Here is a 13,669-nt window from a genome sequence, read left to right on the forward strand (position 1 = left end):
ATGATGACGGGGGGCAGCCTTTGGCCGATCATCGCGACACTCGCGGCGCAGGGCGCGCCGGGAGCCGATGTCGCGCCGCCGCCACCCGCGCCCGAGGGACCGCCGGTTGCGGGCGACGCTGCGCCCGCCGCGCAGCCCGCCGACGAACTGATCCCTCCGCCGCCGCCGGTCGACTGGCAGGAAATGGTCAAGGACGACCTCGTAACCGATATCATCGAGGGGCGCCGCCGTCCCGGCTATCGCCCCGACCTGCCCGACGCCTTGAGCCAGGATAATGTCGGCGCACTGCGTCCGCCGCCGCCGCAGGCCTTTCCGGGGATGGAGGACCAGCTCCCCGTCCCCGATCGCTGGCGCCTGATCGAGACGCTGGGCGTGGTCAAGGAACGTTGGTTCGATCCTTATCACCAGAACACCTACAAGGGCGACCGGGCGATCGACCGAAGCAAGGTCAAATGGCTGCCGATCAAGGGCGACGACTGGTTCTTCGTCGCCAATGCGGTGTCCGACACAGTGTTCGAACCGCGTACTTTCCCAATCCCCGTCGGGGTCCAGACTACCGAGCGGCCGGGCAGCCTCGACGTGTTCGGCAAGGATCGCAGCTTCGTCTTTGCGCAGACGATCATCGCGGGCGCCGCGTTGATCAAGGGGTCGACCGCATTCAAACCGCCCGACCTCGAATATCGTGTCACGCTCGCTTATCAGGCCAATTATGTCGACGTGCCCGAACGGCGCGTGCTCGACGTGCGCCCATCGAAGGCGAGCCATCGCTATGACTCGTTCCTCGGCGTGCAGGAATTGTTCGTCGACAAGCATCTCGGCAACACGTCCGACCGCTATGACTTTTATTCGATCCGCGTCGGCATCCAGCCATTCCAGAGCGATTTCCGCGGATTCTTGTTCAACGACAGCCAGCTTGGCATCCGCCTGTTCGGCAACCGCGACAACAACCGTTTCCAATATAATCTCGCGGCTTTCTGGCGGCTCGAAAAGGACACGAACAGCGGCCTCAACGATATCACGCAGACCCCGCGCAGCGATTTCATCTTCACCGGCAATCTTTATCGCCAGGATTTCCCGTTCGTCGGGCTGACCAGCCAGATCAGCGCGACCTACAATATGAACCGCGAAAAGAATGACGTGCAGATCGACCACAATGGTTTCCCGGTGCGGCCCGCGCTGCTCGGCGACCTGCGCGGGCGCGAATATGACGTCGTCTATCTGGGGTACAGCGCCGATGGACGGATCGGCCGAATCAACGTCACCGCCAGCTTCTATGCCGCGCTGGGCGAGGACCGGAACAGCTTTTTCACCAGTAAACCCGCCGAAATCCGCGCGGGATTCGGCGCGGTCGAACTGAGCTATGATCACGACTGGATGCGTTTCCGCCTCTCCGGACTATACGCGACCGGCGATGGTAACCCTTACAATAATACCGAGGGCGGCTTCGACGCGATCTTCGAGAATCCGATCTTCGGTGGTGCCGACACCAGCTACTGGATCCGCCAGACGATCCCCTTTGCGGGCGGCGGGCGTGTCATTTCGATCAATGGCCGCAATGGGATCCTGAATTCGCTGCGCTCGTCGAAGGAAGAGGGGCAGTCGAATTTCAACAATCCCGGCACCGTCTTTATCGGCGCGGGTGCCGATTTCGACCTGACTCCCGAATTTCGCGTCAGCACCAATTTCAACCATCTCTGGTTCGAAAATACGTCGAGCCTGCAGGCGTTACGCACCGAAGGATCGATCCCCAAGGATATCGGCTTCGACCTGTCGGTCGCGACGATCTGGCGACCGAAGGCGACGCAGAACATCGTCGGCCGCCTCAGCGGCGCGGTACTGCTGCCGGGTAAGGGGTTCAAGGATCTGTTCGATAACAAGAAAAAGAACGACGCCTATGTGTCGATCCTCGCCAATGTGATCGTGAGTTTCTGATGCTGCTGCGCAAACTCTTCGCCCTGCTTGCTTTCGTGACGATGTGCGCGGCGTTTGGCGCGAGCGTCGTTCGCGCGGCCGAAGAAGAGAAGCCGCTCAAGATCGAATATCGCTTTACGCCGCCCGCGCCGCGCGAGCAAAACGACGCCGATGTCAGCGCGAAATCGGAGGGTTGCTACAGCTGCCACACGCGCACCGACCAGCCGTCGATGCACGCGACGCCGGCGGTGAAGCTCGGCTGCACCGACTGCCACGGCGGCGACGCCAGCCAGCGCGGCACGCCCAGCCTTGGCTACCAGCATCCGACCAACAAGGCGGTGATGAAGCTCGCGCATCCGCAACCGACGCTGCCCGGCGCGTGGCACGACAGCTCGGCGAATCCGCAGCGCAGCTACACCTTGCTCAACAAGGAATCGCCCGAATTCATCCGCTTTGTGAACCCCAGCGACTATCGCGTCGCGCGCGAGGCGTGCGGTGCGTGCCATCTCGAGGTGATCGAGGCGACCGAGCGGTCGATGATGTCGACCGGCGCGATGCTGTGGGGCGGCGCGGCGTATAACAACGGCATCGTCCCCTATAAGAATTACATCTTCGGCGAAGCCTATACGCGCACCGGCGAGCCCGCGTGCATCCTGTCGCCCTCGTCGCGGCTGAGTGCCGAAGAGTATAAGGAAGCGTGCAAGCCGAGCTTCGGCTTCGACAAGATTCTCACCGACGAAGAAAAGAAGCGCGGTGCGCTCGCCAAAATGTACCCACTGCCGCGCTGGAGCGTGCTGCCGCCGGGCGATGTGTTCCGCGTGTTCGAACGCGGCGGGCGCAACATCAACACGCAATTCCCCGAAATCGGCCTGCCCAACCCGACGGGCAGCATCCAGCGGCTCGAGGAACCCGGTCGCCCCGACCTCAAGCAGTCGAACCGCGGTCCCGGCACCGGGCTGCGCGTGTCGATTCCTGTGCTCAACATCCACAAGACGCGCCTCAACGATCCGCTTTCGTGGTTCATGGGGACGAATGACCAGCCCGGCGATTATCGCCATTCGGGTTGCTCGGGCTGCCATGTCGTCTACGCCAACGATCGCGAGCCGCGGCACAGCCTGACCTATGCGAAGTTCGGCCGCGATGGCGAAACCGACACCGTAGATCCGACGATCCGCGAAAAGCTGTGGGCCGGCGACGCCCATGGTACGGAAAAGAAGCCTGCGGGCGGCGGTCATGCGGGCGCATCACACATGGCGCCCGACGACGGCTATGTCGGCGGGACCGGACATGGCTCGCTGATCGATCCGGCCGCCACAGCGGCGGGAGCGCCGGTGCGCGAGCCGCGCCAGCGCCGCGAATCGGGGCATCCAATCAGCCATGCGTTCACCCGTGCGATCCCGACCTCACAGTGCATGTCGTGCCACATGCACCAGCCGAATATCTTCCTGAACTCGTACCTCGGTTATACGATGTGGGATTATGAGTCCGACGCGCCGCAGATGTGGCCGGGGCCGGACAACACTGCGCCGCGTCCGCCGGGGATGAGCGACGAGGAGTATCAGAAGAAATACAAGCAGCAGCGCTATCCGACCGCCGCCGAAGTGCATCAGGTGCTCGAACGCAATCCGGAGGGGGCGGCGACGCGCGGGCTATGGGCCGATGTCGAATTCCTGCGCGACGTCTATGACGTCAACGACAGCAACAAGGATACGCAGTTCGCCGACTATCACGGCCATGGCTGGAACTTCCGCGGCATCTTCAAACGCGACCGGAACGGCAACCTGCTGACCGCCGACGGCAATATGTCGACCTATGGTACCGACACCGCGAACATCATCGATCCCAAGGATCCCGAGAAGTGGCGCAAGAGCTGCAGCCACTACACCGATCCGAAGGAGCGCGACCTTTGCCTGTCGAGCGCCGATCCGGGCCGGCCGGGTGTCGAGGGCAAGTTCGTGCCACCGGGCCTCAACCCCGGCAAGGCGGTCCATATGATGGACATCCATGCAGAAAAGGGCATGCAGTGCGCCGATTGTCACTTCGCGCAGGACAGCCATGGTAATGGCTATATCCAGGGTGAGGTCGCCAACGCCGTCGAAATCAGTTGCAAGGATTGCCACGGAACGGCGGATGCTTTCCCGAACCTGCTCACCTCGAACGTCGCGGCGCGGCCGCAGGGCAATAATCTGGCGCTGCTGCGTAACCCCGACGGGCGCCGCCGCTTCGAATTCCAGTATAATGACGATGCCGAAGTCATCGGGCTGATCCAGCGTTCGATCGTCGATCCGAAGCTCGAATGGCAGGTCAGCCTCGTCAAACAGGCAGTGACGCCGGGGCCGCATTTCAACGCCAAGGCGGCGCGGGCCAAGCTGATGGCGCGCGCGGGCGCCGAGGACGGCAAGTTCGAATGGGGGCCGGGGATCGCGAAGGAAGATCGCGCACACGGCGACGACAAGATGACCTGCTTCACCTGTCACCTGTCATGGACGACAAGCTGCGGCGGCTGCCATTTGCCGATCGAGGCGAACTGGAAGACCAAGATGCACCATTTCGAGGGCGAGGAAACGCGCAATTTCGCGACCTACAACCCGCAGGTGGCGCGCGACGAGATGTTCCAGCTCGGCCGGCACCAGCTGACCAAGCCCGGCGAACCCGGCCCGAATGGCGAGGCGCGCGGCATCATCACGCCGGTGCGTTCGACATCGGCGCTGGTGCTGTCGTCGACGAACATCAACCGCGAGCGCATCTATGTGCAGCAACCGCCGATCTCGTCGGCGGGCTATTCGAGCCAGGCCTTCGCGCCGCATTTCCCGCACACGGTGCGCCGTTCCGAAACCAAGCAGTGCAGCGACTGCCATCTATCCGCTGCCGACGATAACAACGCGATCATGGCGCAGCTCAATCTGCTCGGCACCAATTTCGTCAATTTCGTCGGTTTGAACGTCTGGTCGGGTCAGGAAAACAGCTTCCAGGCGACGCGCGTCACCGAATGGGACGAACCGCAGGCGGTGATCGGCAGCTATCTCCAGAAATATGCCTATCCCGATTATTGGAAACTGCACGTCGACCAAAATGGGCGCGAGCTCAAGAATTGGGTGCGCGGCAAGACCTTCGACAAGAAGGGTTCGGGCGAAACCCACGCACTCGAGGAGTTCGCCAATATCGTTCAGGGCACGGGCGGCCGCGTGAACTGTTTGCAGCAACGCGGCGAGTATATGTTCGTCGCCGAGGGCAAGGGCGGCTTCCGCGTCTATGATATCGCGTCGATCGGCAACAAGGGCTTCTCCGAACGCATCATCCGCGCGCCCTTCTCGGCGCTCGGCCATGATACGCATGTGAAGACGAAGAATGCGACCTGCATGGCAATCGCGACGACACAGCCGATCAGCGTGTCGCGCAACGAGAATATCGTGAAGAATTTCCCCGAGAACCACGAGCAGGTGATGCACGACATCTACCGCTACGCGGTGATCACCGACAGCGTCGAAGGGCTGGTTCTCGTCGACATCGACACGCTGGCCGACGGCGAATTCCGCAACAACAAGTTCCGCCGCGCGCTGACGTGGAACGAGGGCAATGTGCTTGCCGGCGCGCGGCACATCACGCTCGCCGGCAGCATGGCCTATATCACCACCGATGCGGGGCTGGTCGTGCTCGACCTGTCGACGCCGCTTCAGCCCAACGTCACGGCGCAGCTGCCGCTGACCGACGCGCGCGCGAGCGCGGTGCAATTCCGCTACCTCTGGGTGACCGATGCCGAAGGCGTGAAGCTGTTCGACGTCACGAATCTGGCGCAGCCGGTCGCGGTGCCGTCGGGCACGGTTCGCCTTGCCAATGCCCGGAAAATCTATCTGGCGCGCACCTATATGTATGTCGCAGCAAAGTCGGACGGCCTCGTGATCGTCGACGTGACGCGACCCGCGGCGCCGATCGTGTGGCCGGGGCTGACCTTCGGCGGAATACTCAATGACGCCGAGGATGTGATCGTCGCATCGACCAACGCCTCGCTGTTCGGTTATGTCGCCGACGGGCGGAATGGCATCAAGGTGCTCCAGCTCACCAGCCCCGACAATCCCGGCCTCTATGGCTTTTCGCCGAAACCGACCCCCGAACTGATCGCGTGGGCGAAGACGCCGTCACCCGCGCTGGCGCTGTCGAAGGGTCTCGACCGTGACCGCGCGGTCGACGAGACGGGCGGCCAGATGGCGGTGTTCGGCCGCGTCGGCTCGCGGCCGTTTACGCGGCCGGAGATGGAAAAGCTGTTCCTGAACAGCAAGGGCATGGTCTACAAGGTCAGCGACGAGGTTGACCAGAACGCTTGGCGACCCCCGCTGCTCTACACAAACTAGAGGCTACTGCCGCTCGGCCTGAACCACCGTGTCGGACGCGCGCAGCGCCGACAATATGCGCATCACATGCTGGACGTCGCGCACCTCGACGACGACGTCATAGGTGTGGAAACCGCCCTCGCGGTTCGACAGGCGCAAATTGGTGATGTTCGCCGAATTGGCGGCGAGGATGCCTGACATTTCGGCGAGCGTGCCGGGTTCGTTGAGGATCACGATACACAGCCGCGCGTTGCCGCCCTCGCTGTCTTCCTGCCAGCGAAGGTCGATCCAATCGGCGTCGATCCCATCGGCGAGCCGCGGGCAGTCGATGACATGCACCTCGATCCCTTCGCCCGGCCGCGACAGGCCGACGATGCGATCGCCCGGGACGGGGTGGCAGCAGTCGGCAAGCTGATAGGCAACGCCCGGTGTCAGTCCCGCGATCGACACCGCAGCGCCCTGCACGAGCTTGCCGGGTTTGGTTTTCATCTCGGCGGTGATGCCGGGGACGAGCGCTTCGAGCAGGGCATTGTCGGTGATCCGCTGCTTCGCGATTGCGACATAAAGCGCGGTATCGTCATCGATCTTCAACCGCTCGCGGGCTGCGATCCGCGCCTTGTCGCCGACCTTGTTTGGCAAGCGAAGTGCGATCTCATCGTACATCTTGCGTCCGAGGGCCGCGAGTTCAACCTTTTCCTTCGACCTTACATGGCGGCGGATAGCCGCGCGCGCCTTGCCGGTGACCGCAAAGCCGAGCCATGCCGGCTGCGGTGTCTGCTTGTCCGATGACAGGATTTCGACCGTATCGCCGTTCGAAAGCTGGGTCCGCAGTGGGACCAGCCGCCCGTTGACCTTGGCGCCCACCGTGCGATCGCCGAGCCCGGTGTGGACAGCATAGGCGAAATCGACCGGGGTTGCGCCCTTGGGCAACTGATGCAGGCTACCCTTCGGGGTGAAGGCGAAGATGCGATCCTGATACATCGCGATGCGGGTGTTTTCCAGGAACTCCTCGGGATCGTGCGTCTGTTCGAGGATCTCGATGAGGTCGCGGATCCATCCCGCCTGTCCGTCGGGGGTGCTGCCGCCCTGCTTGTAAGCCCAGTGTGCGGCGAGGCCGAATTCCGACTGTTGATGCATACCCACGCTGCGGATCTGGATTTCGATCCGCATATTTTGCTGGTGCATGATCGTCGTGTGCAACGACTTGTAGCCGTTGCGCTTGGGCGTCGAGATATAATCCTTGAAGCGTCCGGGGACCATTTTCCACTTGCGGTGGAACAAGCCCAGCGCCGCATAGCAATCGGCGTCGGTCGGAGTGATGACGCGAAACGCAATGATGTCGGTCACCTGCTCGAAGCTGACGTGGCGTTCCTGCATCTTGCGCCAGATCGAATAGGGATGCTTCTCGCGCCCCGAAACGTCTGCCTCGATGCCATTCTTGGCGAGCAATTCCTTGAACTCGCGGCTGATACCGGCGACCTTGTCCTTGCCGCCTGCGGTCAGTTTGGCGAGGCGACCGGTGATCGTCGCATAGGCTTCGGGCTCGAGTTCGCTGAACGCGAGCAACTGCATCTCGCGCATATACTCATACATGCCGATCCGCTCGGCGAGCGGGGCATAGATGTCCATCGTCTCCTTCGCGATGCGGCGGCGCTTCTCGGGATTCTTGATGAAGTGCAGCGTCCGCATATTGTGCAGCCGGTCGGCGAGCTTGACCAGCAGCACGCGGATGTCATCGGACATTGCGAGCAGGAATTTGCGCAGATTCTCGGCGGCGCGTTCGTTTTCGGTCTGTGCCTCGATCTTCGAAAGCTTGGTGACGCCATCGACGAGCCGGCCGACATCCGCACCGAACAAACGTTCGATCTCTTCGGGCGTCGTCAGCGTGTCTTCGAGCGTGTCGTGAAGCAGCGCGGTGACGATCGTCTCGCTGTCGAGGTGGAGATCGGTCAAAATCCCGGCCACCTCGACCGGGTGGCTGAAATATGGGTCGCCCGAGGCGCGCTTCTGACTGCCGTGCTTCTGGACGGTAAACACATAGGCGCGGTTCAGCAGCGCCTCATCGACGTCGGGATCATAAGCGCGCACGCGCTCGACAAGTTCATATTGCCTCAGCATCGCGTCCAATGTCGTTCATGCAGGCAATATTGCAATGCGAAATTTGCTTGCGTGAAACCGCACGAGATCGGCAACTTTGATAAAGCGGCTTGGAAGCATCGTTCGCGCCGCCGAAAAAGATGCAGAAAAGCCGCCGTGCGCAGCCCGCGAGGCGGACGGAGCACGTTGGCTTTCAAAGGCTTCTGGCGAATTACTTCGCGGCGTTGCAGCGCGCGAGGTCGTCGGCTTCGAGCGCCTTGCCGCCCGCGGTAAAGCTCGCCACCGGGCCCGCTTTTTTTGCCAGTGCCGCGCACATGATCAACGGACGGCTCGTTCCCTGGCTCGCAACACAGCCGGCGCCGGTGCAAGCCCACACGACGTCGCGCGCAACGAAGCGTGCTTCGGGCGCCGGACTGGCCAGTTCGGCGCGATAATAGACGCCGCCGGCTGCGGTCGCGGCCGATGATGCAAATGCAAAGCCGCCGATCAGCGCGAGGCTGGTCAGCGCGAACGACCGGGCGAGGGGAGAAAGCTTGAATATGGGCATCTGGACCTCCTGTTTTTGCGCAACCGAAAGGTTGCGAAACGCTCCCTAGACTTTAAGTTGCGATATGCAACGGAGAGCCTATATTTTTTTGGCGCACGGGGCGATTTTACGTTAGGGCATTGGTTATGGGAAAATTACGCGAACTGCTGAACGATATGGATGGGGGCAATTGCGCCCTGCCGCTGGCGCTCGAAGCGATGGGCGAGCGATGGTCGTTCATGATCCTGCGCGCGGCCTTTAACGGCGTTCATCATTTCGAGGAATTTCAGCAGGAGCTGAACATCGCGCGCAACATATTGTCGAACCGGCTGTCACGGCTGGTCGACCATGGCATCATGGCGCGTGAAGTGATGGCCGAAGACCGTCGCAAGGTGCAGTATCAGTTAACCGAAAAGGGCATCGAACTGCTCCCCGCGATGATCGCGCTGCGCCAGTGGGGCGAAAAATGGGGCGCGGGTGTGCCCTCGACCCCCGTTCTGGTCGATGCGCGCGACGAACAGCCGATCGGGCCGGTAACGCTGACCGCGCACGACGGCCGGGTGATCGGTTACAAGGAATTGCTGTGGAAGCATCGCGCCGAACTCCAGCCGCTCGGTCAGGCACGCGTGCGCAGCGACGCCGGACTGACGCCGGTGGCCGCCGAATGATCGGCTGCGCCGGTTTCCGATATCGCCCGCGCGGCGACTGATCATCACTATCACGCAGACCCCTATGCCGCTTTTCCGACTGTCTTCGCCGGGGCCCTTTTTCGACAACAAGGTCCGGGCTTTCTGGAACCTGCAGATATTGGGCTGGGCCGCATGGCTCGGCCTGCGCGGGGTGTCGGGGCTCGCCAATGGCCAGGCCTTCACCTTCCTGATCCCGCAGATGATTTCGGCGATCACCGGCTTTTCGCTGACGCTTATCCTGTCGGCCTGTTATCGTGCATTGATCAACCGCCGTCCGCTTTTGATGTGGGGTGTCAGTTTCGGCTTGGCGGGGGTGGCGACCGCGCTGTGGGCGTTTATCGACGCATGGGTCGCGCAGATCCAGAACCCGGCGAGCGAGGCGGGTTTCACCAGCCTGCTGCTCGGCGCCATGTATATTGATGCGACCTCGCTCGCGGCCTGGTCGGCGCTCTATTTCGCGATCAACTATTTCCTCCAGCTCGAGGAACAGAATGACCGTGTCCTGCGGCTCGAGGCGCAGGCGGCGTCCGCGCAGCTCGCGATGCTGCGCTACCAGCTCAACCCGCACTTCCTCTTCAACACGCTGAACAGCATTTCGACGCTCGTGCTGCTGAAACAGGCTGAACCCGCGAACGCCATGCTATCGCGCCTGTCGGCGTTCCTGCGCTACACGCTCGCGAACGAACCGACCGCACAAGTGACGCTGGCGCAGGAGATCGAGACGCTGAAGCTCTATCTCGACATCGAGAAAATGCGCTTCGAGGAGCGATTGCGACCCCATTTTGCGATCGACCCCGCCGTTTCGCGCGCGCGCTTACCCTCGCTTCTGCTCCAGCCGCTGATCGAAAATGCGATCAAATATGCAGTGACTCCGCAGGAAGAAGGCGCCGATATCACGCTTTCTGCACAACTGGCCGGTCAAAATGTTCGCATCACCGTGTCCGACACCGGCGCGGGATTGTCAGCCGAAACGACCGACCCCACCACTGGCTTTGCAACGGAATCGACCGGTGTGGGTTTAGCCAATATCAGGGACCGGCTGGCGCAGGCTTTTGGCGATCAGCACCGGTTCGATGTCCATGTGGGCGCTGAGGGTGGATTCACGGTGGTTATCGAGTTTCCGTTCCAGCCCGATGGGCAAATGACGATTGGAACCGAGAGAACATGACGATCAGAACCATCCTTGTGGATGATGAAAAATTGGCCACCCAAGGCCTGCAATTGCGGCTGGAACCGCATTCCGACGTCGAGGTAGTCGACACCGCGCAAAATGGCCGGGAAGCCATCAGAAAGATCAAGACCCACAAGCCCGACCTTGTCTTCCTCGACATCCAGATGCCGGGGTTCGACGGCTTTTCGGTGATCCAGGGATTGATGGAGGTCGAGCCGCCGCTGGTGGTGTTCGTAACCGCCTATTCGGACCATGCCATCCGCGCCTTCGAGGCGCAGGCAGTCGATTATCTGGTAAAGCCGGTCGAGCCCGAGCGGCTGGCCGATGCCCTCGATCGCGTGCGGCAACGCCTCGCCGAAAAGCGCGGCGCGGCCGAGGTCGAGCGGCTCAAGACCGTGCTGGCGGAAGTCGCGCCCGAAGCGGTCGAGGATTATGATGCCGAGGTCGCCCCCGATGCGCACGCGGCCGATCGCTATGAAAAGATGATAAACATCAAGGATCGCGGCCAGATTTTCCGCGTCGATGTCGACAGCATCGAACGCATCGACGCCGCAGGCGATTATATGTGCATCTACACCGCCGACAACAGCCTGATCCTGCGCGAAACGATGAAAGATCTGGAAAAGCGCCTCGATCCGCGCAATTTCCAGCGCGTTCATCGGTCGACGATCGTGAACCTGTCACAGGTCAAGCAAGTGAAACCGCACACCAACGGTGAATGCTTTTTGGTGCTGGGTTCGGGTGCGCAGGTAAAAGTCAGCCGCAGCTATCGCGACGTCGTCGCGCGCTTCGTGCATTGATTTGACGAAGGCGCCGGCATCGTCTGGCGCCTTTTTCCTTAGAGCTGGTGTCCCGTGCGATCGCGCTTCGTCGCAAGATATTGCTCGTTATATTTGTTCGTCGGCAGCGCCAGCGGAATCCGCTCGACGACCTCGACACTCTCTTTTTCGAGCCGCGCAACCTTCTCTGGATTGTTCGTCATCAGCCGAATCTGGGGGATGTTCAGCAGTTCCAGCATCCGTCCCGCAATCGCGAAATCGCGCGCCTCGGCCGGAAAGCCGAGCCGCAGATTGGCGTCGACCGTGTCATAGCCCTGATCCTGCAACGCGTAGGCGCGCAGCTTGTTGACGAGGCCGATGCCGCGGCCTTCCTGCCTGAGGTAAAGCAACACGCCCCACGGCGCGTCGGCCATCGCGTGAAGCGCCGCATGGAGTTGCGGCCCGCAATCGCATTTCAGGCTGCCGAGCACATCGCCGGTCAGGCATTCGCTGTGCAGCCGCACGACCGGCGGATTGCCGTCGCGCTTTCCGATGACGAGCGCGACATGATCCGACGCCTCTTCGGGCGACCGGAAGGCGACGATCTCCGCGCTTTCGCTGGCTTCGACCGGCAGCCTCGCCCTCGCCGCGATTTCAAGGCGGACGGGATCGAGCAGCGCGGCGACATTTTCGACACTGCACGCGGTTTCGGCGTCGCCCGCCGCTTGACGCACAAAGAAGGCGGGGAGCAGGCCGGCGTGGCGCGCCATGGTCATCGCAATGGCCGCGGCCGTCTCGCCGCCGGTAGCGACGGTGTGGAAGGGGCCCTTGAGCGGATTGGCGAGATCCAGTGCAGGATCGGCGATCGCGAGCGCCGCAGCAACAACCGGGGCGGCGTTCGCGAGGCGCACCGGCCCGGGCGTGGCGGCGACACGCTGGTTGGTGAGTTTGAGCGTCACAGCCCGCTCGCCCGACAGCAAGATGTCATGGCTGCCAAATTCGGCCAGTGCGGCATCGTGGGCGCTCTCGACCGCCAGCAGATCGAGTATGCCGTCAGGGCCGGTCAGGCGAAACGGCCAGCCGCGCCGCAAGGCATCGATCGCGCGCGCGGCGTTCCGGGCGCCGACATTGTTCAAAAGTCGAACTCGGTGATCAGCGGGATATGGTCCGACGGCCGTTCCCAACTGCGCGCGGGCTGTACGATACGGTGCGACACCGCCTTTTGCATCAGGTCGGGCGTGACCCACATATGGTCGAGCCGTCGGCCGCGGTTCGACGCCTCCCAATCCTTCGCGCGGTAGCTCCACCATGTATAGAGCCGCTCCGGCGCGGGGACGAAATGGCGCCCGAGATCGACCCAGTTCGATGCCGCCCGCAGACGCGCGAGGGTTTCGACCTCGATCGGCGTATGGCTGACGACGTCGAGCAGCGCCTTGTGGTTCCACACGTCGCTTTCGAGCGGCGCGACGTTGAAATCGCCCGTCAGCACCGTCGGCGTGTCGGCGAGTGCGTCCGACCATTCGGTCATACGGCCGAAGAAATCCAGTTTCTGCCCGAACTTGGGATTAAGCTCGCGGTCGGGAATATCGCCGCCAGCGGGAATATAGACATTGTCCAGCCGCACGCCCGACGGCAGCGTCACACCCACATGCCGTGCTTCGCCGTTGGCCTGCCAGTCATATTTGCGCACGTCGGTCAGCGGTTGCTTGCTGACGATGGCGACGCCATGGTGCATGCGCTGGCCGTGGGTGACGATATGCTCATATCCCAGCCGCCGGAACATCTCGGGCGGGAACAGGCCGCATTCGACCTTGGTCTCCTGCAGGCACAGAATGTCAGGGGCTTCCTCGCGCAGGAATTTTTCGACGATTCCGATGCGCGCGCGAACGCTGTTGATGTTCCATGAAGCGATGCTGGTGCGAGTCATGCGGTGGCTCTATCGGCGCACGTCGGGGCGCGCAATGTCCCATGCGCCGGACAAATTAAACCCCCGTCCCAGGGGCGGTGGAACGGGGGTTCAAGGTCAGCGTTCGTCACGCTCTTGAATGAAGGTGCCTGGCAGTCCGGGTGGGGCAACAGGGGGAAACCCAAATCCGGGGGCCGTGTTGGCGCCTTCGAGATTTGAAATAGACGGTCCTCCCTGTCGCCAAGCTGAACAAAATCGGCGTTCCTGCGCCATTCCTGCAGTT

9 protein-coding genes are annotated in these 13,669 nt (G+C 62.4%); 5 read left to right on the forward strand and 4 right to left on the reverse strand.

The features are described from left to right. Positions 1–1,932, forward strand: a complete 1,932-nt coding sequence (locus BLW56_RS06295) for a hypothetical protein (RefSeq protein WP_256203322.1) — start codon at positions 1–3, stop codon at positions 1,930–1,932. After that, positions 1,932–6,260 (forward strand): hypothetical protein, encoded by a 4,329-nt coding sequence (locus BLW56_RS06300; RefSeq protein ID WP_093509742.1) that lies wholly within the window; start codon positions 1,932–1,934, stop codon positions 6,258–6,260. Before BLW56_RS06295 ends, BLW56_RS06300 begins: the two co-directional genes overlap by 1 nt. Positions 6,261–6,263: 3 nt before the next feature. On the opposite strand, the gene BLW56_RS06305 is transcribed toward BLW56_RS06300, so the two are convergent. Both BLW56_RS06305 and BLW56_RS06310 read right to left on the reverse strand, forming a co-directional pair. Then, positions 6,264–8,357: a RelA/SpoT family protein gene (locus BLW56_RS06305; RefSeq protein ID WP_093510818.1), complete on the reverse strand. Its 2,094-nt coding sequence runs from the start codon at positions 8,355–8,357 to the stop codon at positions 6,264–6,266. 190 nt (positions 8,358–8,547) lie between these two features. Continuing rightward, a complete protein-coding gene (locus BLW56_RS06310) occupies positions 8,548–8,883 on the reverse strand; it encodes a CC_3452 family protein (protein WP_093509743.1) in 336 nt (111 codons plus the stop codon). A 125-nt stretch (positions 8,884–9,008) separates the two neighbouring features. Between BLW56_RS06310 and BLW56_RS06315 the strand changes: the two genes are divergently transcribed. The 3 genes from BLW56_RS06315 to BLW56_RS06325 all read left to right on the forward strand — a co-directional run bounded on the left by BLW56_RS06315 (position 9,009) and on the right by BLW56_RS06325 (position 11,522). Further along, positions 9,009–9,530 carry a winged helix-turn-helix transcriptional regulator gene (locus BLW56_RS06315; protein WP_093509744.1) on the forward strand — a complete coding sequence of 174 codons (522 nt, stop codon included), beginning with the start codon at positions 9,009–9,011 and terminating at the stop codon, positions 9,528–9,530. Positions 9,531–9,594: 64 nt separating this feature from the next. Continuing rightward, positions 9,595–10,719: a sensor histidine kinase gene (locus BLW56_RS06320; RefSeq protein WP_093509745.1), complete on the forward strand. Its 1,125-nt coding sequence runs from the start codon at positions 9,595–9,597 to the stop codon at positions 10,717–10,719. After that, complete coding sequence (locus BLW56_RS06325) at positions 10,716–11,522, forward strand: LytR/AlgR family response regulator transcription factor (RefSeq protein WP_093509746.1); 807 nt, start codon at positions 10,716–10,718, stop codon at positions 11,520–11,522. The genes BLW56_RS06320 and BLW56_RS06325 overlap by 4 nt, the downstream gene beginning before the upstream one ends. Before the next feature lie 38 nt (positions 11,523–11,560). Here the strand turns inward: BLW56_RS06325 and ribA are convergent, their stop codons facing one another. Both ribA and xth read right to left on the reverse strand, forming a co-directional pair. Further along, positions 11,561–12,616, reverse strand: a complete 1,056-nt coding sequence (ribA, locus tag BLW56_RS06330; protein ID WP_093509747.1) for a GTP cyclohydrolase II — start codon at positions 12,614–12,616, stop codon at positions 11,561–11,563. Further along, a complete protein-coding gene (gene xth, locus BLW56_RS06335; protein ID WP_093509748.1) occupies positions 12,613–13,407 on the reverse strand; it encodes an exodeoxyribonuclease III in 795 nt (264 codons plus the stop codon). The genes ribA and xth overlap by 4 nt, the downstream gene beginning before the upstream one ends. Between the last annotated feature and the right edge of the window lie 262 nt (positions 13,408–13,669).

This window comes from Sphingopyxis sp. YR583, assembly GCF_900108295.1.
Lineage (GTDB): Bacteria > Pseudomonadota > Alphaproteobacteria > Sphingomonadales > Sphingomonadaceae > Sphingopyxis.

Excerpts from the sequence above, each read along its gene's own strand:
- BLW56_RS06305 (WP_093510818.1), bottom strand. The coding sequence starts at position 8,357 with ATGCTGAGGCAATATGAACTTGTCGAGCGCGTGCGCGCTTATGATCCC.
- BLW56_RS06300 (WP_093509742.1), top strand. The coding sequence starts at position 1,932 with ATGCTGCTGCGCAAACTCTTCGCCCTGCTTGCTTTCGTGACGATGTGC.
- BLW56_RS06295 (WP_256203322.1), top strand. The coding sequence starts at position 1 with ATGATGACGGGGGGCAGCCTTTGGCCGATCATCGCGACACTCGCGGCG.
- BLW56_RS06325 (WP_093509746.1), top strand. The coding sequence starts at position 10,716 with ATGACGATCAGAACCATCCTTGTGGATGATGAAAAATTGGCCACCCAA.
- xth (WP_093509748.1), bottom strand. The coding sequence starts at position 13,407 with ATGACTCGCACCAGCATCGCTTCATGGAACATCAACAGCGTTCGCGCG.
- BLW56_RS06315 (WP_093509744.1), top strand. The coding sequence starts at position 9,009 with ATGGGAAAATTACGCGAACTGCTGAACGATATGGATGGGGGCAATTGC.
- BLW56_RS06320 (WP_093509745.1), top strand. The coding sequence starts at position 9,595 with ATGCCGCTTTTCCGACTGTCTTCGCCGGGGCCCTTTTTCGACAACAAG.
- BLW56_RS06310 (WP_093509743.1), bottom strand. The coding sequence starts at position 8,883 with ATGCCCATATTCAAGCTTTCTCCCCTCGCCCGGTCGTTCGCGCTGACC.